The organism is Winogradskyella arenosi, assembly GCF_003337305.1.
GTDB classification, from domain to species: Bacteria; Bacteroidota; Bacteroidia; order Flavobacteriales; family Flavobacteriaceae; genus Winogradskyella; species Winogradskyella arenosi.
This window is the reverse complement of the sequence record NZ_QPJO01000003.1, coordinates 85,085-103,714: the sequence shown is the minus strand read 5'-3', so window position 1 is coordinate 103,714 and position 18,630 is coordinate 85,085. Positions and strand designations below refer to the sequence as shown.

At 35.7% G+C, this 18,630-nt stretch carries 18 protein-coding genes and 2 tRNA genes; 7 read left to right on the top strand and 13 right to left on the bottom strand.

Annotated features, from left to right (window positions below):
• Positions 1–43 precede the first annotated feature (43 nt).
• From DFQ08_RS09455 to DFQ08_RS09430, 6 genes are all read right to left on the bottom strand, one after another.
• On the bottom strand, positions 44–976 hold the full coding sequence (locus DFQ08_RS09455; RefSeq protein ID WP_114309784.1) for a septum formation inhibitor Maf: 933 nt from the start codon (positions 974–976) through the stop codon (positions 44–46).
• Positions 977–1,070: 94 nt separating this feature from the next.
• Positions 1,071–1,664, bottom strand: a complete 594-nt coding sequence (locus DFQ08_RS09450; RefSeq protein WP_114309783.1) for a Maf family nucleotide pyrophosphatase — start codon at positions 1,662–1,664, stop codon at positions 1,071–1,073.
• Between the two features lies 1 nt (position 1,665).
• The gene (locus DFQ08_RS09445; protein WP_114309782.1) at positions 1,666–2,592 is read right to left on the bottom strand and encodes a geranylgeranylglycerol-phosphate geranylgeranyltransferase; all 927 of its coding nucleotides are present in this window, start codon (positions 2,590–2,592) and stop codon (positions 1,666–1,668) included.
• 8 nt (positions 2,593–2,600) lie between these two features.
• On the bottom strand, positions 2,601–2,915 hold the full coding sequence (locus DFQ08_RS09440) for a hypothetical protein (RefSeq protein WP_114309781.1): 315 nt from the start codon (positions 2,913–2,915) through the stop codon (positions 2,601–2,603).
• Between the two features lie 26 nt (positions 2,916–2,941).
• A complete protein-coding gene (locus DFQ08_RS09435) occupies positions 2,942–3,475 on the bottom strand; it encodes a KdsC family phosphatase (protein ID WP_114309780.1) in 534 nt (177 codons plus the stop codon).
• Between the two features lie 6 nt (positions 3,476–3,481).
• Positions 3,482–4,273: a Rossmann-like and DUF2520 domain-containing protein gene (locus DFQ08_RS09430; protein ID WP_114309779.1), complete on the bottom strand. Its 792-nt coding sequence runs from the start codon at positions 4,271–4,273 to the stop codon at positions 3,482–3,484.
• A 113-nt stretch (positions 4,274–4,386) separates the two neighbouring features.
• On the opposite strand from DFQ08_RS09430, the gene DFQ08_RS09425 reads away from it, so the two are divergent.
• The 4 genes from DFQ08_RS09425 to DFQ08_RS09410 all read left to right on the top strand — a co-directional run bounded on the left by DFQ08_RS09425 (position 4,387) and on the right by DFQ08_RS09410 (position 9,863).
• Positions 4,387–4,773, top strand: coding sequence for a group III truncated hemoglobin (locus DFQ08_RS09425; RefSeq protein ID WP_114309778.1), 387 nt, complete (start codon positions 4,387–4,389; stop codon positions 4,771–4,773).
• Positions 4,774–4,832: 59 nt separating this feature from the next.
• Positions 4,833–5,282: a large conductance mechanosensitive channel protein MscL gene (mscL, locus tag DFQ08_RS09420; RefSeq protein WP_114309777.1), complete on the top strand. Its 450-nt coding sequence runs from the start codon at positions 4,833–4,835 to the stop codon at positions 5,280–5,282.
• Between the two features lie 102 nt (positions 5,283–5,384).
• Positions 5,385–8,582 carry a cytochrome c biogenesis protein CcsA gene (ccsA, locus tag DFQ08_RS09415; RefSeq protein ID WP_114309776.1) on the top strand — a complete coding sequence of 1,066 codons (3,198 nt, stop codon included), beginning with the start codon at positions 5,385–5,387 and terminating at the stop codon, positions 8,580–8,582.
• Positions 8,583–8,711: 129 nt separating this feature from the next.
• Positions 8,712–9,863 carry a trans-sulfuration enzyme family protein gene (locus tag DFQ08_RS09410; RefSeq protein WP_114309775.1) on the top strand — a complete coding sequence of 384 codons (1,152 nt, stop codon included), beginning with the start codon at positions 8,712–8,714 and terminating at the stop codon, positions 9,861–9,863.
• Here DFQ08_RS09410 and DFQ08_RS09405 read toward each other — a convergent pair.
• A complete protein-coding gene (locus DFQ08_RS09405) occupies positions 9,844–10,542 on the bottom strand; it encodes a DUF2490 domain-containing protein (RefSeq protein WP_114309774.1) in 699 nt (232 codons plus the stop codon). The genes DFQ08_RS09410 and DFQ08_RS09405 overlap by 20 nt on opposite strands.
• Before the next feature lie 55 nt (positions 10,543–10,597).
• Positions 10,598–12,208, bottom strand: coding sequence for a phosphoenolpyruvate carboxykinase (ATP) (pckA, locus tag DFQ08_RS09400; RefSeq protein ID WP_394347177.1), 1,611 nt, complete (start codon positions 12,206–12,208; stop codon positions 10,598–10,600).
• A 444-nt stretch (positions 12,209–12,652) separates the two neighbouring features.
• Between pckA and bshB1 the strand changes: the two genes are divergently transcribed.
• A complete protein-coding gene (bshB1, locus tag DFQ08_RS09395) occupies positions 12,653–13,375 on the top strand; it encodes a bacillithiol biosynthesis deacetylase BshB1 (protein ID WP_114309772.1) in 723 nt (240 codons plus the stop codon).
• 58 nt (positions 13,376–13,433) lie between these two features.
• A tRNA-His gene (locus tag DFQ08_RS09390) sits at positions 13,434–13,509 on the top strand.
• 207 nt (positions 13,510–13,716) lie between these two features.
• Here the strand turns inward: DFQ08_RS09390 and DFQ08_RS09385 are convergent.
• The 4 genes from DFQ08_RS09385 to DFQ08_RS09370 form a co-directional block, all read right to left on the bottom strand.
• Positions 13,717–15,297, bottom strand: coding sequence for a M28 family peptidase (locus DFQ08_RS09385; protein WP_114309771.1), 1,581 nt, complete (start codon positions 15,295–15,297; stop codon positions 13,717–13,719).
• 128 nt (positions 15,298–15,425) lie between these two features.
• A complete protein-coding gene (locus DFQ08_RS09380; protein WP_181858389.1) occupies positions 15,426–16,457 on the bottom strand; it encodes a M28 family metallopeptidase in 1,032 nt (343 codons plus the stop codon).
• 42 nt (positions 16,458–16,499) lie between these two features.
• Positions 16,500–16,835: an FUSC family protein gene (locus tag DFQ08_RS09375; protein WP_114309769.1), complete on the bottom strand. Its 336-nt coding sequence runs from the start codon at positions 16,833–16,835 to the stop codon at positions 16,500–16,502.
• A 6-nt stretch (positions 16,836–16,841) separates the two neighbouring features.
• The gene (locus tag DFQ08_RS09370; protein WP_114309768.1) at positions 16,842–17,621 is read right to left on the bottom strand and encodes a DUF3108 domain-containing protein; all 780 of its coding nucleotides are present in this window, start codon (positions 17,619–17,621) and stop codon (positions 16,842–16,844) included.
• 197 nt (positions 17,622–17,818) lie between these two features.
• Here DFQ08_RS09370 and DFQ08_RS09365 point away from each other — a divergent pair.
• A tRNA-Ser gene (locus DFQ08_RS09365) sits at positions 17,819–17,903 on the top strand.
• 334 nt (positions 17,904–18,237) lie between these two features.
• Here DFQ08_RS09365 and DFQ08_RS09360 read toward each other — a convergent pair.
• Positions 18,238–18,516, bottom strand: coding sequence for a hypothetical protein (locus DFQ08_RS09360; RefSeq protein WP_114309767.1), 279 nt, complete (start codon positions 18,514–18,516; stop codon positions 18,238–18,240).
• Positions 18,517–18,630 lie beyond the last annotated feature (114 nt).

The following is an 18,630-nucleotide window of genomic DNA, read 5'->3' as shown; positions in this document are numbered from 1 at the left end:
AACGAAAGTATTTAACGTAAAGATAACTGAGTTTTGCGGAATATTACGGCAATTTTAAAGTTTCCCTAAGGCTTTCATCTGTTTTACTTTTTTTATTCCAATAGTCCGTTTTAAGTGTTTCTAATTTTGTGGCTTTTGTAGTTAAGGTTTTAGTGTCTGCTCCCTTACCATAAACTGTGGTTTCTTCCCAGCCTAAAATATCATAAGGGAAATTGGGGTTAAAATTAATTTTTAAGGTTCTATTTAAAGTGTTGTAAGATAGGGTGTAACTGCCTTCATCTAAAGTCGCTAAAGCGTCATAGGCCTTTACGTCTTCATGGTTTAAGCGTAAATATTCTAAGGACGGCACAATTGAAATAGGACCCACCAGCAGTTTTTTAGGATTTATTCTTAGTTTTGCCCAAAGTTCATTTTCTGTTAAAGCTTTGTCTACAGCGAAAGTTTGGTCTGCAGAATGCTGAAAATAGGAATGCGATTGAATTTCAAAACGATCCCGGTTATTCAGCTGCATATAAGTTTGTCCGCACCATTCTTGTACAGAATTTGTAATTTTTAAGGCATGCTGATTATCGGCAACCGGATAAAAGGTGCTTTCCATAATGGAATAGGGGTAAATACCCGTATTAAAATTTTTGGTGGCATTCAGTTTTAAAACGCGGATGTTGTTTTCGCTATAATGGTCGGCTTTAACCTGAACTTCAGGAAGAAAATCTTCAGTTACAAAAACTAAAACCGCAGTTCCTTCTCTAAGTTCTCCATAGCGGGCTTGTTCTAAGCGATAAGATGTAATTTCTGCTTCGCCGCTATACCAATAGTTTTTAAACGCTTCCGATAATTTGGTTTTAGGAGTTGCTTTTTTTTGAGGGCGTTCTGAAATAGCCATTTGGGGTGAGGTTGTTTTTTTAGTGTCTGAACAAGACATGACACTAAAGCCTATAGCAGCAAGTATAATATAAAATGCTTTGGGTTTACTCATCGGTATCATCATAAGAATTAAATTTATGCTTCTTTATGGCCTGAAGTTTAAAGGCGCACTATAAAAGAGATAATTTTCTAATAAAGATACGAGACTAGTGGTCTTCTGCAATGGTATTTAACGTTTTGTAAAGTAAATGTGTAGGTAAACCAACTACATTATTATAAGACCCTTCAATACTTGTAATTCCTATAGCGCCAATCCACTCTTGTATACCGTAAGCACCCGCTTTATCTAAAGGATTATAAGTGTTGATGTAATACCAGATTTCTTCCGAAGTTAAGGGTTTAAAGGTCACTTTAGTTGTGGTGTTTACTACGTACTGTCCTGTGTTTAAGGTAAAACAAATAGATGTTACGACCTCATGGGTTTTAGCGCTTAAAGATTGAATCATTTTAAAAGCATCTGCCTTGTCTTTAGGCTTACCCAATGCTTGGTCCTCTAACCATACAATAGTATCGCTCGTAATTAAAATGTCTTTATCCTTTAGTTCGTCTTTAAAATGTGTGGCTTTTAATTTTGAAAGGTAATCGGTTATGGCTTCACGCTTTAAATCTTCAGGATAAACTTCATCAACAGGGCGAAGCTGAATGCTAAAGTCCAGATTCAGATCTCTTAAAAACGCATGTCGACGTGGAGAGCCTGAAGCTAAAATAAGGTTGAATGTTTTTAAGGTCGCGTTCAGCATATTATTTCAGAATAAAATTATAAAGCAGTAATGATAGCATCCCTGTAAGCATAACTAATTTTAAGATCAGGCTAATATGTACATAATGGGCTTTGTGCTTGGCATTGAGTAGTTTTAAAATAATGTAAATTAAAGGAGCTACTATAAAAACTAGAAAATAGGCGACAACCAAAGGCAACTTAAATAAATAGGTAATCACGTAATACACTACAGAAAAAAGAGCAATTGTAGCAAAACCAATAGCGACATAGTTGGCACGGTCGCGCCCTAAGACAATAGGTAAGGTTTGCATTCCGGATTGATGATCTCCATCAATATCTTCGATGTCTTTTATCAATTCGCGAATCATATTAATCATAATGGCGAAAATTGCATAGTCTAAAATAATTTCGAAAAACGTAATTTGTACCACTCTATTCGAAGGTGCTAAAGACGGTAACACTTCAAAAATACCGACTAAAAGAATACTTAACGCCACGACTAAAGATATGGCAATGTTACCCACGAGAAATAATCTTTTAAGATAAGATGAATAGATGTAGAGTAGGGCTGAGGCCAAAACAAACACCGAGGCGAGTCCAGATTTTCCAAGGCCGTCAGACAAATAAAACCCTAAACCTACACCAATAACGTTGAGTATAATAAAAGCCATTAACGCTTTTTCTTCGCTGATGTATTTATTGATGATGACTTTATCGGGGCGATTAATATGATCCGTTTCAACATCATAAATATCGTTTATGATATAACCGCCAGCGGCAATGAGAAGCGTTGCCAAAATTAAAATAGCAAAATCAAACGGTTTTAAAGCTGTGGTAAGCCCATGAGAGTCTACAAAAGGTAAGAGTAAAGCATATTTTACTAATATTTGTACTAGGGCAATCATTAATAAGTTTTTCCAACGAATTAAATTGAGAAATTGAATCATTTTAGAAATTAGTGAGATAATATAGTGGTGACTAGAAAATAGGCAAGAACAGCGAAAATGCCGAAGATAACACTGCCAACAATAACCGTTTTAATTAAAAGTTGGCGTTCTTGCTTTCTAATCTTGTCTTTAATTTTCTGCTTGTCTTCTTTTGTAAGGTCTTTGTGTAAAAAATGAATTTGGTAGTCGAGGTGGGCTTCTAAATCTAATTTTTCCTTATATCTAGAGTAAGGTGTAGCTGATTTTCGGTTAAAAGTAGCTTGACTATTACCAAAACCAATATATCCAAATCCTGTACTATGTCTTCTACCTTTTGCGGACATGTTGTGAAACGTTTTGTACTTAATCTTTAATCGTGTTTGGCACTAAAATTTTTCTGCCATTGATTTTGCACCTTTAAAACTTGCTCTATAACATCTCTTACAGCGCCTTTTCCACCATTTTTATGAGATACGTATTTAGAGATGCTTTTAATTTCCGGAACGGCATCTTGAGGACAACACGGAAGTCCAACAAGTTTCATAACCGGATAATCCGGAATATCATCGCCCATATATAAAACTTCTGCTGTGCTTACCTTTTTTTCTGATAAATACTGTTCTAACTGCTCAATTTTATGATGTGCGCCTAAGAAAATATCCTTAATCCCTAAGCCTGCTAAACGTTTTCTTACCCCTTCATTAGAACCTCCAGAAATAATACAAACGTTAAACCCTGTGTCTACAGCGGTCTTTAGCGCAAAACCATCTTTGATATTCATGGTACGTAGCATTTCACCGTCTGTGGTTACCGTGATGGTTCCATCGGTTAAAACGCCATCAACATCAAAAATAAAAGTGGTGATATTGGCAAGGTATTCTTTATAACTTTTGTCGTCGTTCATGAGGTTTTAGGCTTTTGTAGTTTTAATAGGTTTTGGGCTGTTAAACCCATGCGTACTTTTTATAGAGGCGGTTAATAATTTATAAATAGAGGCATGAGAATCTTTTTCTATAAGTTTTAACTGTCGTTTTATCGTTTTCTTATCATGTCGTTTTGCTGGACCAGTTTGGGCCATAAAAGGCGACATGTATTGTATTTTCTTTGCGGTTTCTTCAATTAACGGATGTAAAATATTGAATTCAATATTCTTGGTCTCACAGATTTCATGACCAATTCTATACAGTTGATTGGTGAAATTATTCACAAAAACGGCCGCTAAATGTAGGGTCTGACGTTGCTCTGTGGTAATTTTATGGGCTTTACAACCTACGGCTTGCGCTAAGTCTTTTAATAGCTGAAGGTTGTCCTTCTCATAAACCTCAATGCAAATAGGCACTTCAGAAAAATCAACCTCCGCATTTTTTGAAAAGGATTGTAAGGGATAAAAAACACCAATTTGGTTTTTCTTATCAATATCATGCATGGCAACGCTCCCCGAGGTATGCACTACAAAACGATCTTTAAATGGTAATTCTGAAGAAAATTCAGCAATACAATCGTCACTAATTGCAATAATATAAAGATCGGCTTCTTTTAAGTCCTCTAAATTATCTGTAATCTCTACCGCATTGGCATAGGATGAGATAGCGGAACGCGAACGGTTGTACCATTGCGTAATTTCAATGTTTTCAGCATTTCTAAATGCTTTATATAAATGTGTGGCAACATTTCCTGCGCCTAGTATTACAACTGATATCATGCTGTAAAAGTAATAAGATTTCTTATTTTAGTGCCATAATTACCCGATAAAAAAAGGAGCCTTCTTAAAGGTTAATAGGGTTTTTAATCCTTCTAAGACGCCGAAAATAAACCATGGAAAAACAAGATATAAAATCGAGAGCAGATATTTTTTTGTTGGTATCTACATTTTATGATAAGGTACGGCAAGATGTTGTTTTAGGCCCTATTTTTAATACCACAATTAAAGATTGGGATGCACATTTAGACCAGCTCACGACGTTTTGGGAGTCTAACCTGTTTTTAAAAACGAAGTACTTAGGAAATCCTTTAGAGGCGCATGTAAGAGTTGATAAGGCTTTTAATCATTCAATCGGTGCCAAACACTTTGGACTCTGGCTTAATTTATGGTTTAGTACTATAGATGCTCTATTTGAAGGAGAAAGGGCAGAGCAGGCCAAACGCCGCGCTCAAAAGATGAGTACCTTTATGCAAATACATATATTTAAGTCTCGAAATTAAAATTTATCAAGACCATCTTTCTAAATTTGTAGGGATTAGAACTATAAAAAAGAAGAACTATGAGGTTGTTAAAAGAGTTTAAAGAATTTGCCGTTAAAGGAAATATGATGGATATGGCCATCGGGATAATTATTGGTGCTGCGTTTAATAAAGTTATCGATGTCTTAGCCAAACAGGTTATTCTGCCTCCAATATCTCTATTAACTGATGGTGTCAATTTTAACGATAAAAAGTGGGTGTTACGAGATGCTGTCATTGATGCCTCTGGGGAAACCACAATTAGTGAAGTGGCTGTGGCTTACGGTAAACTTTCTGAAGTGTTTCTCGATTTTCTAATTATTGGATTTACGGTGTTTATTATTGTAAAATTCATGAATAAACTCCGTACAAAATCTCAAAATCCAAAGGATAAAACGGTAGTGACCCCTAAGGATATTCAGTTGTTAACCGACTTAAAAGAATTAATGGTAGAGCAAAACAAAATGCTAAAAGGAAACATACGGCAATAAGTCGCATTTTTTATTTCAATTTTAACACCATTACAAGCGTTAAAGGGCGGGTGGTAAACGTAAAAAACATATCTTTGCGCGAGCTTAAAAAAGCCTAGTATTATGCAGAAAAAAATCGCCAATTTCCTATTTTCAACAAAACTTACTGCGTTCTTATTTATTGCCTTTGCTGTAGCCATGGCTGTGGGAACCATTTTAGATCGTAATATGGATACGTCTCCAACCCCATATACGAGAACTTTAATCTATAACGCATGGTGGTTTGAAGCTATTATGTTGTTATTTGTAATAAATTTCGTTGGAAATATTTTTAGATACCGACTGCTTAGAAAGGAAAAGTGGGCCACTTTAATTCTGCATTTATCCTTTATTTTTATCTTGTTAGGGGCCTTTATTACCCGTTATATTGGTTTTGAAGGAATGATGCCTATTAGAGAAGGAGAGACGGTAAACGAGTTTTTCTCTCAGAAAACCTACATCAGCGGACGTATCCTTGGAAATTACAAGGTTAATGGCCAACTCCAACAGCGTAGAATTGAAGAAATGGTAGATTTTTCGCCACGATTAGACAATAGCTTCAGTGAAGATTTTGATTATGGTGGGACTAATGTTCATATAGAATTAGAAAAATTTATTGAAGGTGCTGAGCAAGATGTGATCCCGAATGAAAACGGGAAACGTTATTTAAAAATTGTTGAAGCTGGTGATGGTGCGCCGCATAACCATTTTTTAGAAGATGGTAAGGTGGTTAACCTACACAATACGCTGGTGTCTTTAAATAAATTTCAAGAAGGAGCGATTAACATTTCAGAAACGGAAGATGGCTTATATATTCAATCGCCTTTTGAAGGTGAATATCTTACCATGGCTACTATGGCTTCTGGGAAGTTAGAAAAAGACAGTTTACAGCCTTTAATTTTAAGATCGCGTTACGTTATTGGTAATATGCAAATTGTATTACCAAAACCAATAGTGAAGGGGGATTTTGGAATTGTAAAAAAATCACAGCTATTAAAGAATGATAATGACGGCCTTGTTTTAAAGGTTACAGCTAATGGTGAAACCAAAGAAGTAGGGCTTTTAGGTGGACCAGGAACCAATACAGGCTTTGAAGAGTTTAATGTAGGAGGTTTAGAGATTGCCTTGCAATACGGACCAAAAGTTTTAAAACTTCCTTTTGATATTAAATTGAACGATTTTATTGCTGAAAAATATCCCGGCACAGAAAATGCCTATTCATCTTACGAAAGTAAAATTACTGTTCTAGACAAAGAAGGTGAAGATTTTGATTATAGAATTTACATGAATCACGTCTTAGATCATAAAGGATACCGCTTTTTTCAAGCCAGTTTCCATCCCGATGAAAAAGGAACAGTTTTATCTGTAAATCATGATTTTTGGGGAACCTATATTACTTATGCCGGATACCTCCTATTGTATTTTGGTTTAATGGCAATACTCTTCGCGAAGCATACCCGTTTTGATGAAATAAGAACACGCTTAGGTAAAATAAAGCAGAAGAAAGCAAAAATGATGTCTATGTTGTTGCTTTTAGTGAGTTTTTCCGGTTTTACGCAAGAGCATTCAGAAAACGATGGCCATAACCATCAAAAAGAAACCACAAAAGCGCAAATAGATTCTATCCTTGCCGTTCATATTACGCCACAACACCATACGGCAGAATTCTCAAAAATGGTAGTTCAAGATTATAGTGGACGCATGATGCCAATGCATACCTATGCTTCAGAAATGCTTAGAAAACTGAGTAAAAGTGATGTGTATGAAGATTTTGATGCCGATCAGGTTTTCTTATCTATTCAAGAAAGTCCGATGCTGTGGTATAACGTACCGATCATTTATTTAAAGCCTAGAAAAGCAGATTCTATTAGAACTATTATTGGTGTAGATTTTGAAGATGAACACGCGAAACTTGTAGATTTCTTTACCCCAGAAGGCCGTTATAAATTAGCGCCTTATTTAGAGCAAGCTTATAAAACTACAGAACCTAATGGGTTTCAGAAGGAAGTTAAAGAGGCCGATTCTAGAGTGAACTTATTATACAATGCTATTGAAGGTCGAACGGTTAAAATTTTCCCGGTACCTCATGATGAAAATAACAAGTGGATTTCAGCATTAGAATTTAGAGAGCAAGGTTACCGTGAAAAAATAGAAGATACCTTATATGGTAATTTTATAAATAATGGATTTAGTACCTATTTAGTGACGCTAAATAATGCCAAACAAACTGGTGATTATTCTAAAGCGGAAGGGTTATTAGAGGCCATTAAGAAAACACAGCAGCGCTACGGAAGTGATGTGATGCTTTCAGATGAAAAAATTAATGCTGAAATCTTATATAACGATTATGATATTTTTAAGCAGTTATTTAGCTGGTATATGTATGCTAGTGCGGCTTTATTCATTTTAATTATTGTTCAGATTTTTAAGTATAAGAGTGCTTGGTTAGATGTAGCTATAAAAGTCTTTATTGGCGTTATTATTGCCTTATTTGTTTTACACTTAGGCGGACTCATTTTACGTTGGTATCTTTCGGGTCATGCACCTTGGAGTGATGCTTACGAGTCTATGATTTACGTGGCGTGGTCAGTGATGTTATTTGGTCTATTATTAGGCCTTAAAAAGAGTAGTTTAACCATTGCAGCTTCGGCCTTTGTTTGTTCAATGATTTTAATGGTGGCGCATTGGAACTGGATGGATCCTGCTATCGCGAATTTACAACCGGTATTACAAGGGTATTGGTTAATGATTCACGTATCAGTTATCGTAGCAAGTTATGGACCGTTTGCTATCGGAATGATCCTAGGAGTTGTGGCCTTATTGTTAATGATTTTTACCAATAAGGAGAATAAAGAACGCATGCTTATTAACATTAAAGAGCTTACTATTATTAACGAAATGGCCTTGACAGTAGGTTTAGTGATGTTAACGATAGGAAACTTTTTAGGCGGTATGTGGGCCAACGAAAGTTGGGGACGTTATTGGGGCTGGGATCCTAAGGAAACATGGGCGCTTATTAGTATTATGATTTATGCGTTTGTTATTCATATGCGTTTAGTTCCTGGTTTAAGAAGCCGTTGGATTTACAACTTAATGTCAATTTTAGCTTTCGGTAGTATATTAATGACCTATTTTGGTGTTAATTTCTATTTGTCAGGTTTACACTCTTATGCTAGTGGTGATCAGATTTTAAGTTTCCAATTTATCGCTATTACCTTAGGTGTGATTGCTGTATTGGGTATTTTAGCCTACGTAAAACACCGTAAGTATTACAAGAAATAAACGGTATTCCGTATATATATTTATTAAATTGGTTGCAAAACGTTATGTGGAGCAACCAATTTTTTTTGGTTTATAATTAACAAGACTTCATAGGGTTTTTATTAATTTTAGAACAAATTTAAAAAGAAGATGTCTAAAAAGAAATTAGGGTTAAATACCGTTTGTACACACGTAGGAGAAGTTAAAGATGAACAGTTTAAAGGAGCCGTGTCTCCAATGTATTTAAGTTCGTCTTATGAGTTTTTAGATGTTGAAGTAAAACGTTATCCGCGCTATTTTAATACGCCCAACCAAGCCTATTTGGCCAAGAAAATAGCTGCTTTAGAACATACTGAGGCCGCCTTAATTTTTGGTTCAGGTATGGCAGCCATTAGTACTATGTTTTTGGCTTTTTTAAAACAAGGTGATCATATTGTCGTACAAAATACCTTGTATGGAGGAACCGTAAATTTTATTAAAGAGGAATTTCCGAAGTACGGTATTGAATATACGTTTACTAATGGTTATAAGGTTAAAGATTTTGACCAAGCCATTAAACCGAATACAAAATTAATTCATATTGAAACACCTTCCAATCCTTTAATGACCATTACGGATATTAAAGCTATAGCAAAGTTAGGGAAGGCTAGAGGGGTCTTAACCTCTATAGATAATACGTTTGCTTCGCCGGTAAATCAGCATCCTATGGATTTAGGGATCGATATGGTGATGCATTCAGCCACCAAATACTTAGGTGGACATAGTGATATTTTAGCGGGTGTTGTGGCCAGTTCCGAAGCGCATATAGAACGGATTTGGAACGTTGGTAAAAATTTAGGAGGCAACCTAAGTGATATGACGGTTTGGATGTTAGAGCGTAGCATGAAAACCTTAGGCTTGCGTGTTAAAGCACAAACCAAAAATGCCCTTAAGATGGCCAAATGGTTGCTTAAACACCCTAAGGTAGCCAAAGTGTATTACCCAGGTTTAAAATCGCACCCAGAATATCAATTAGCGAAATCACAAATGAGTGGATTTGGTGCTATGTTGTCTTTTGAGTTGGTTGAAGGCTTAGATGCTTACCAGTTTCAAAAGGCACTGCTATTAATTAAATCGTCCATGAGTTTGGCAGGGGTAGAAAGTACGGTGATCTCTCCGCATTTAACCTCGCATGCTTTGTTAACGCAAGAGGAGCGTGATGCTGTTGGAATTAGCGATCAGTTAATTCGTTTTTCAGTTGGGATAGAAGATGTAAAAGACCTCAAAGCAGATATTAAGCAAGCTATTGCGGCGTTGCAGTAGGTTTTGGTGCTTTAGAGCCTGTTTGTATGCTAAGACCAACTTGAATTCTGTTTAAGTTGTTCTTTCTGACGTGGTGTTTCATATAGCTCATTTGAAGTTGAACCTGTTTTTTTATGTATATACCAAGGCCGATATAAAATCGATTTTCATGAAAAACTTGATCCTGAAAATTAACAAAAGCCTCTTCTCGTAATCCTAAAAAAAAGGTGCTATTAAGGGGGTATTTAAGGCTCAAGCGGTAACGGAATCGGTGTTGTATTTCGTTTCTATCGGTATACTTTAGAAAGCGTTGTTCCAGTCTAAATCGGTGTTGTAGGCTTAAGGCTCCCAATTTGTGTTTTTTACTGTATTGTTCCATAATACGGTTCTCAATAGTATTGGGCATATTATCCGCATCGAGAACACTATCTATATCTAAGTAAGCATAGGCTAGCGTAAGGGTTTGGCTGTTTTTAAAATGATAATTAGCATTAAGACTTAAAAACGTGAGGTTATAATTAGATGTGGGCTCGTAAAAACGAAGTTCAGCATAAGGCGTTAGGCTAAAATGGTCTGAAAATCGATGTTGTACACCAACTGTATACCAAGCCCCAAAGTAATCTTCGGAAGTTTTCTGAGCGAATAGGGTAGAACTCCAAAGGAGTAGAATCCATATGAGAAGTAAATTATTTTTCATCATATAAAGAATAAAAAAAAGAGCCCTAAAATAGGGCTCTTAACAATCATGGAAATGATTAAACGTGGTCGTTTAATTGGTGGTGTTCATCAATTAATGGGCCACCTTCAATTATTTGTTCTGAAGCCTCACTAGCAAACTTTTCAAAGTTTAAGTGGAAAGAGTGTGCTAATTGGATAGATTTACTAATGTATTGGCCTTTTTCTGCCCAAGTGTTCATCGGATCTAAAATTTCATTAGGAACATTAGGACATTCTTTTGGCATAAATAATCCGAAGATTGGGTGTTGTGAGAACTCTACGTTGTCTAATTCCCCATCAAGGATAGCCGTAATCATGGCTCTAGTATATTTCAATTTAATACGAGATCCTACACCGTAAGGTCCTGCGCTCCATCCTGTATTGATTAACCATACATTTACACCGGCATCTTGCATTTTTTTGCTAAGCATTTCTGCGTACACCGTTGGGTGTAATGGCATAAATGGCTCTCCAAAACAAGCAGAGAATGATGGTACAGGTTCTGTAATTCCAGCTTCTGTACCTGCTACTTTAGCTGTGTAACCAGAGATAAAGTGGTAAGCCGCTTGACCTGGAGTTAACTTAGATACTGGAGGTAATACCCCAAAGGCATCTGCTGTTAAGAAGAAAATATTCTTAGGGTTTCCTGCAAATGAAGGCTTTTGAATATTATCGATATGATAAATAGGGTAGCTTACACGTGTGTTTTGTGTGATGCTGCTGTCCATATAATCAACTTCTCCATTGTCTTTGAAGACTACGTTTTCTAATATAGCGCCTGGCTTAACAGCTCTAAAGATATCTGGTTCTTTTTCTTCAGATAAGTCAATTACTTTTGCATAACATCCACCTTCAAAGTTAAAAATGTTGTTTTCAGCAGTCCATCCGTGCTCATCATCACCGATTAATTTACGTTTTGGATCGGCAGATAAAGTTGTTTTGCCTGTTCCAGATAATCCAAAGAAGATTGCTGTGTCTCCTGCTTCGCCAACGTTAGCAGAACAGTGCATTGGTAATACATTCTTTTCAACAGGAAGGATAAAGTTTAAAGAAGAGAAAATTCCTTTTTTAATTTCACCTGTATAAGCAGAACCACCAACTAAAGCTATTTTTTTAGTAAAGTTTAAGATTGAGAAGTTTCCTTGACGCAAACCAACGGCTTTAGGGTCTGTAGCTTCATATCCTGGAGCACATAGTACTAACCATTCTTCTTCAAAGTTTTCTAATTCTGATTCGTCAGATCTTAAAAACATATTATAAGTAAACATGTTAGACCAAGGAAGTTCAGTTACGGTTCTTACATTCGTTTTATATTCAGGATCTGCACAAACGTAAGCATCTCTTACATAAATTTCTTTTCCGCTTAAGTATTTTGTAATTTCAGCCTGTAAATGATCAAAGTTTTCTGGAGAGATGGCTTTATTCGTTTTTCCCCACCATACACGATCTTCAGTATAGTTATCTTTTACAATAAAACGGTCTTGAGGAGAACGTCCGGTGTATTTTCCGGTATTAATAGCGAGGGTACCATTGGCGGTTTCTTTTCCCATGCCTTTTTCTATTGTAATGCGTTGCAATTCTTCAGGAGAAAGGTTCCAATGTGCCGTGGTGTCTTTTAGGCCGTACTTTGTCAGATCTCTTGTTTTCATAATTGGGTTATTTAATAAAGTTTCCATGATTTAATTTTTTTTTATTTCATATTAAGTTTAACTCGCCATTATGATGGCTTTCACAATACAATTAAAAAAGAGTAGGATCAAGGCGCCTTTATTTTGTAATCCTGATAGGAATGTGCTTTACAGGCTATGTTTTTTGAAACTCTAACGTTAGACGTTAAAAATGTTCTTTATTATATAGACTTTTCAAAGCTCAAACGAATGCTCTGTTTTAATTATGGTGTAAAGGTAAAGGCATTAAGAAGGATTTTTTATGACGAAAGTCATACTTTGATTTTATGAGACGTTTTTCATTTTTTTAGTGATTTTGGTCATAAAATCAACTTATTTTCAGACGCTAACGTTTGCGAACTAAAAAGAAATCGACAATCTGTCTTCTTTTTAATATTTTTGACATTCAGATAAATAAAATTGAAGATGAAATTAGACCTATTAGCGATTGGAGCGCACCCTGATGATGTAGAATTAAGTTGTGCAGGCACTTTAGCCAAAGAAGTGGCCAAAGGAAAAAAAGTAGGCATTATAGATTTGACTCGGGGCGAGTTAGGAACACGAGGTACAGCAGAAACGCGAGATCAAGAGGCTTTTGATGCCGCTAAAATCTTAGGCGTGCATTCTAGAATTAATATGCGCTTTGCCGATGGCTTTTTTAAGAATGATAAAGCACATCAGTTAGAGTTGATTAAAATGATCCGTTACTACCGCCCAGAAATTGTACTTTGTAATGCTATTGACGATCGGCATATAGATCATCCAAAAGGGAGTCAGTTGGTCAGTGATGCTTGTTTTTTAAGTGGTTTAAAGAAAATTGAAACCCATTATGATGACGAAACAGGGGCACAAGATCCTTGGCGTCCAAAAGCGGTATACCATTATATACAATGGAAAGATATAAAACCGGATTTTGTGGTTGATGTTACGGGATATATGGAAAAAAAGAAGGCTTCGGTTTTAGCGTATAAGACACAATTTTTTGATCCGGATAGTCAAGAGCCTGAAACTCCGATATCTAGTAAAAACTTCACGGATAGCGTAGACTATAGAGCAAGAAATTTAGGAAGATTAATTGGTGTGGAACATGCTGAGGGTTATACAGTTGAGCGTTATGTGGCCGTAAATTCGATATTTGATTTAAAATAATTCGAAAAAATGTTTGCAGATATTAACTATTCAATTATCTTTGCAACCCAATTAAAATGGTGGTTGTAGCTCAGCTGGTTAGAGCGTCGGTTTGTGGTACCGAAAGTCGCCGGTTCGAACCCGGTCTTCCACCCAAAAGTAATAAGCCTTTCAGAAATGAAAGGCTTTTTTTGTGGACCAAACTGAAATACTAAGTTTTGGTGTAATCTGTTGTTTGTAAGGTTTTAAAAGCTATGATTTGTGTGATTTTAGATATAACGACAGGGATTATCGAATTCTAGGAATCAAAAAAGCCGCTCTAAAATAAGGAGCGGCTTTTTGCTATAATAAGGTGATGTAAATTATTTTCCTGCTTTATCTACAATAGGGCGCTCTTTTCTATTGGCAATTTCCCAAGCCGTGTAGAAGACAAGTTTAGCACGTGTTTCTAATAAATCGTATTGAATTTTGTCTGGTGTATCTGAAGGTTTATGGTAATCGTCATGAGTTCCATTAAAATAAAATAGAGCCGGAATATTATTCTTAGCAAAATTATAATGATCCGATCTGTAGTAAAAACGGTTGGGATCGTTTTCATCATTATAAGTATAATCTAACTCTAACTGTACATACTTCGTGTTTGCAGCTTCAGAGATGTTATGTAAATCGGTACTTAATTTATCGCTTCCTATTAAATAAATATAATTTCGAGTTCCTGATGTACGGTTAGGATCGGTACGTCCAATCATATCGATGTTTAAATTAGAGACGGTGTTTTCCAAAGGAAATATAGGATCGATGTCTGTATAGTAACGCGAGCCTAATAAGCCTTTTTCTTCTCCTGTAACGTGCAAGAATAACACTGAACGTTTAGGGCCGTATCCTGCTTTTTCTGCCGCTTTAAAAGCTTGAGCAATTTCTAAAATGGCTACGGTTCCAGAGCCATCGTCGTCAGCGCCGTTATATACTTCTCCGTCTTTAATACCTTCGTGATCTAAATGTGCAGAAATCACAAGAATTTCATCGGGTTTCTCAGAACCTTTGATGTAGGCCGCAACATTTTCAGACATAATTGTTTCAGACTTGTTTTCTATAGCAAGTGCAATGTCAGTGTCTAATGTTTTAGGTTGTGCATCTTCAGCAATAGAAGCGTAAATTACTTTACCTAAATTCGCATTAATCATCATCATAATCATGGTTTGATCCTTACTCTTTAAGGATAGACGTCCGGCGGTTCCGCTAGCGGCTTGCCTTTGGTAAAAAGAAGCATATCTAGAAAACAAGTTGTCATCCATATAAATAAGACCGCGTGCGCCATGGTTTTTTGCAGCATCTCTTTTACTTGCTAATGATTGACGTCCGTTAGACCATTTGGTGTCTTCCGATGTTCCTGAAGTGATGTAATTACCATCGCTATCTTTAGGTTCTCCCGCTTTGGCTAAAACAAACTTGCCTTTTACGTCGTTGTTTTTATAATCGGAATAGTTAGTGTCGTCTATTCCATAACCTACGTATACAATCTGATCGAGTGTCATTTCTGTAGTTTCTGAAGAGGCTAAGACAATATGATCTTCAAAACTCTTAAAGCTTGTGCCGTTTACAGAAAATTGTGCTTCTGCAACCTGTTGTTTTTCTAAAGGGACTTCTTGGAAATAATCATCACCTCCTAAAGGAGAAGGAATATCCATTGCGAGATACTTCTGTTTTAGGTATTCAACAGCCATTTTTTGTCCTTTTTCTCCTGTATTTCTACCTTCAAATTCATCCGAAGCGTATTTATATAGTAGGGTTTTGAGTTCTTCGGAATTAATGTGTTCTGCAAATTGAGATGGGTCTACAGGAGTACTTATTTCCGTTGCTACTGTTGTAGGATTTCCTTTTGAGGACGTACCACAACCTACGACTATGGAAAATGCACAGCCTAAGAGTAATAGTTTTTTCATGTATAAAAATAGAGTGATTTGTAATAAAGTTGCGGCTTAATGCAGCGACTTATAAATTAAGCCTTAAATCTACAAAAAATAGCAGCGCCTTTAATGCGGAGCTTCTGTGTTTTTCGTAAATTTTAACATCAGAGAATCTCTCTAGAAAGTGAAGTTTTAGAATTGGCTAAATACCATGCCGTGGCAAATATAAATTGCGTGCGTTCGGCTAGGAGGGGGTAGTTAATTTTATCGGCCGTATCGGTAGGTTTGGTGTAATCTTCATGCTCTCCATTAAAGAAAAAGATAACAGGAATGCCATATTGGGCAAAATTATAATGGTCAGAGCGGTAATAATACCTATTAGGATCGTTGTCTTTATTATAAGTGTAGTCTAGATTAAGATGGGTAAAGGTAGTATTGGCCTTCTGGGCAATGTAATGCAACTCGGTACTTAATTTATCGGCGCCAATAAGATAGAGGTAGTTCTCATTCTCCTTATGAATTGTATCTACACGGCCAATCATATCTATATTTAAAGTTGCTGTGGTATTTTCTAGTGGAAATATGGGGTTTTGGGTGTAATAATGCGATCCGTATAAACCTACCTCTTCTGCGGTAACGTGTAAAAATACGATACTGCGTTTAGGAGGGTGTCCGGCTAGAGCTGCATGTTTAAAGGCTTCAGCAATTTCTAAAACTGCGGCGGTACCAGAGCCGTTATCATCAGCGCCATTGTAAATTTCACCATTAATAATACCTTCATGGTCAGAATGGGCAGAAATGTAAACATACTCATCGGGGTATTCCGAACCTTCTATATAGGCAATAACATTTTGTGAGGCCTTTAGGTTATTGGGTAAAGCCGATTCTGGGACAATTTGATAATAGTTAGAATGCGAAACAGGAGGTTGAATCTCTAGCGCTTTATAGTGACTCCTAATATAATCGCATACCTGGTTATGTCCTTCTTCGCCGGTTTTACGGCCTTTGTATTTGTCTTGTGAAATTTCTTTAAGATGAAGTTCTAAATCTTCAGGTGTAATACTGTTAAGATATTGCTCAACTACGGCCTTATCTTTATAGCTGATGCTTTCTTTTAGATTTTTAATTTTTTCACTGTGTCTTAAGTTGGCACAAGAGCCAACCAAAATCAATACAGAAGCAATAAGTGTTTTCATGTTCAGCAGTAAAAGTCTTACGCTTTAAAAATTATCTAAAGTTTAAAAATTCTCATCAATCTCAATATCTTCTAAAAGTTCTTTAGAGTCTTCAAGGTTTTGTTCGTCACGTTGTTCTAGTTGTTCAATATCTCCAATTTCGGAAGTGTTGAATACGGCTTTGTATATAGTGATACTTAAAGCGATGATCACCAACAGAAAAATATACTGAATAGCTTTGGGTTTAGATGCTGCGGTTTTAGTCATAAATACAAGGGCTATACCGCAAACAAAAGCGACAATTAGCGGCATAAGAGCAATATTATATAAAGGAGTCACCGAAAAAATAACTGCTAATATTGCGCCAATAAAACCTAGAATAATAAGAATCTTTTTCATGTTGTATTAATGTTTTAAACCTGTTGCTGAAGTTATTTTTAATTCGCCATTCCCAACAGGGATTTTAAATTTAGCATACACAGGAACTTTATTGGCATCTGCTGTAAGCCATAGTAAGTTTGCATTATTGCCTTTTAAGATATCGTTTCCTTTAAGCGCGAAGCTAAGTTTGTAACAAGCTTTACTGCCTAATGCTGTAGAGATTGTTTCTTTCTTTATATAGGAGACTACAACCGTAGTTTCTTTATTGTCAAATAAAACAGTGAATTCTTGTTGATCGCCAGGTGTAGCTTTATGGATGTCTAAGTTTCTTAAGGTGTATAAGAGGCTCACAATATCTTTAGTTCCTGTACTTATTCTTACGGCTTTATTCTCGTCCCAGGTGGTCCCGTCTTTCTTTTTTTTACGTTTAAGGCTTTTTACAAGGTTGGCTTTATGGTTGTATTTGTATTGCATAAACTTATAATAGCCACCTTCGCTAATATCTCTCTTATATAGATAAGGCGTTAGGGTCTTAGGATTAACATAGCTTTCATAAATATCTCTAATTTTAAAAAAGTCATCCCATTTCTTATAAGTTGTTGCTGTGCATTTTAAACGGAGTAGGGTAGTTTTTGAAGTTTTAACTTCACTAGTTTCCATTTTTACCTCAGCAATATCTGTTAAAAGTCCAGACATATTATAAGAGGCCGTAAAGACAAGTTTTTCTCCGGCTGCAATTGTATTATTCTGAGCAAAACTATATAATGTAGAAATGAAGAAACTTAGGGCAAGCAATTTTTTCATAAAGTGTTGGTTTTAATACCAAAATAAGTGAAACATTTATTGTGCCGAAAATACGATGCTTTTTGAAAACGGAGATATTTTTGAGATATAAATTGATAAAATGATTTTTTTTGAAAAAAGGTCGAAAAAAATTTTGTCAAACTGAAAAAGGGTTATATATTTGCACCCGCAATCAGGGAATACCTGATGAGACGCTCGGAGAAATGGCAGAGTGGTCGAATGCGGCAGTCTTGAAAACTGTTGAGGGTCACACCTCCGGGGGTTCGAATCCCTCTTTCTCCGCAAATTAAAACCCATAACGAAAGTTGTGGGTTTTTTGCGTTTTAAGCTAGGCCAATAGGGGTGTTTTAGCTTTGTAAATGATGGATAATATATAGAATCGGTTCTTATTATTTTATTTTTTGCAACTTTCTCGTACTGACTCTTCAAGCTTAATCGTCCTAATAAATCATTTTCAGTATACTTTATTAGTCTTGTCGCGCTGTTTTTATGTTGAAAAAATTAAGGCGTGCTATTTAATAAGGAGTAGTCTGTAGTCTTTCGGAGTTTGTCTTTTATTAAGAAAATCTTTTTTTATCGCTCTGTGGTATTTGAAAATAGTGTGACTTAAGCAATCTTAATAAATAAGATGTAAAAACATTCTCAATCTAAAATCGACTAAAAAAAATCTGATGAATACATTTTGAAGATCATGAGATTCATCATTGTTATTTATAATAAATACTGAAAAACCATCGTCGTCCCATGAGGTTATTTTTATAAAATGTAAGTCATGATTCAAAGCTTTTTGGTATTTCTTCTGTGTAAAAGTTAATTTTATTTTTAGTTCTTTTCTTTCTGTTAATTCTTTAGAGAATTCAGTATCAATTGTGGTGAAAACATGCTGATATTTCATTATTAAGCTAAAAAGATAAATAAATTGTTAGCATTTTGTTAAATGATTTGCATTCGGTTTAATTAATTGATTCACAGTGTTTTATGGTGTGTTTTCTGCTTTTGAAATTCGGGA

Coding starts and splice junctions, on each gene's coding strand:
- DFQ08_RS09455 (WP_114309784.1), bottom strand. CDS start 976: ATGAGTAAACCCAAAGCATTTTATATTATACTTGCTGCTATAGGCTTT.
- DFQ08_RS09360 (WP_114309767.1), bottom strand. CDS start 18,516: ATGAAATATCAGCATGTTTTCACCACAATTGATACTGAATTCTCTAAA.
- DFQ08_RS09445 (WP_114309782.1), bottom strand. CDS start 2,592: ATGATTCAATTTCTCAATTTAATTCGTTGGAAAAACTTATTAATGATT.
- bshB1 (WP_114309772.1), top strand. CDS start 12,653: ATGAAATTAGACCTATTAGCGATTGGAGCGCACCCTGATGATGTAGAA.
- DFQ08_RS09430 (WP_114309779.1), bottom strand. CDS start 4,273: ATGATATCAGTTGTAATACTAGGCGCAGGAAATGTTGCCACACATTTA.
- mscL (WP_114309777.1), top strand. CDS start 4,833: ATGAGGTTGTTAAAAGAGTTTAAAGAATTTGCCGTTAAAGGAAATATG.
- DFQ08_RS09410 (WP_114309775.1), top strand. CDS start 8,712: ATGTCTAAAAAGAAATTAGGGTTAAATACCGTTTGTACACACGTAGGA.
- DFQ08_RS09425 (WP_114309778.1), top strand. CDS start 4,387: ATGGAAAAACAAGATATAAAATCGAGAGCAGATATTTTTTTGTTGGTA.
- DFQ08_RS09450 (WP_114309783.1), bottom strand. CDS start 1,664: ATGCTGAACGCGACCTTAAAAACATTCAACCTTATTTTAGCTTCAGGC.
- DFQ08_RS09375 (WP_114309769.1), bottom strand. CDS start 16,835: ATGAAAAAGATTCTTATTATTCTAGGTTTTATTGGCGCAATATTAGCA.
- DFQ08_RS09435 (WP_114309780.1), bottom strand. CDS start 3,475: ATGAACGACGACAAAAGTTATAAAGAATACCTTGCCAATATCACCACT.
- pckA (WP_394347177.1), bottom strand. CDS start 12,208: ATGAAAACAAGAGATCTGACAAAGTACGGCCTAAAAGACACCACGGCA.
- DFQ08_RS09405 (WP_114309774.1), bottom strand. CDS start 10,542: ATGATGAAAAATAATTTACTTCTCATATGGATTCTACTCCTTTGGAGT.
- ccsA (WP_114309776.1), top strand. CDS start 5,385: ATGCAGAAAAAAATCGCCAATTTCCTATTTTCAACAAAACTTACTGCG.
- DFQ08_RS09440 (WP_114309781.1), bottom strand. CDS start 2,915: ATGTCCGCAAAAGGTAGAAGACATAGTACAGGATTTGGATATATTGGT.
- DFQ08_RS09385 (WP_114309771.1), bottom strand. CDS start 15,297: ATGAAAAAACTATTACTCTTAGGCTGTGCATTTTCCATAGTCGTAGGT.
- DFQ08_RS09370 (WP_114309768.1), bottom strand. CDS start 17,621: ATGAAAAAATTGCTTGCCCTAAGTTTCTTCATTTCTACATTATATAGT.
- DFQ08_RS09380 (WP_181858389.1), bottom strand. CDS start 16,457: ATGAAAACACTTATTGCTTCTGTATTGATTTTGGTTGGCTCTTGTGCC.